Consider the following 260-nt stretch of genomic DNA (forward strand, 5'->3'; position numbering starts at 1 on the left):
GCATGTGGCGCTGCTGGAAGACATCGCGCACCAGACCATTGTCCTTGCGCAGGAACAGGCGGCCATCATGGCTGGTGACAATACCGGCAGCATCCTGGCCGCGGTGCTGGAGGACGGTCAGCCCGTCATACAGCGCCTGATTGACGTTCGATTTACCGACGATACCGACGATGCCACACATGTGCCACGACCCCTGCTAGATAATTCAGGCTAATTCAGCGTCCGGCGCAGCGGTTGGTCCGCACCGGCCACTCTTTTAA

The 260-nt window shown here is 59.6% G+C and carries 1 protein-coding gene; it reads right to left on the minus strand.

Annotated elements, in window-relative coordinates; genetic code table 11:
* A partial coding sequence (locus tag LK12_RS23570) for a hypothetical protein (RefSeq protein WP_039290984.1) occupies positions 1-181 on the minus strand: 181 nt, incomplete at its 3' end.
* Positions 182-260: the final 79 nt, after the last annotated feature.

This window comes from Novosphingobium malaysiense, assembly GCF_000802225.1.
GTDB classification, from domain to species: Bacteria; Pseudomonadota; Alphaproteobacteria; order Sphingomonadales; family Sphingomonadaceae; genus Novosphingobium; species Novosphingobium malaysiense.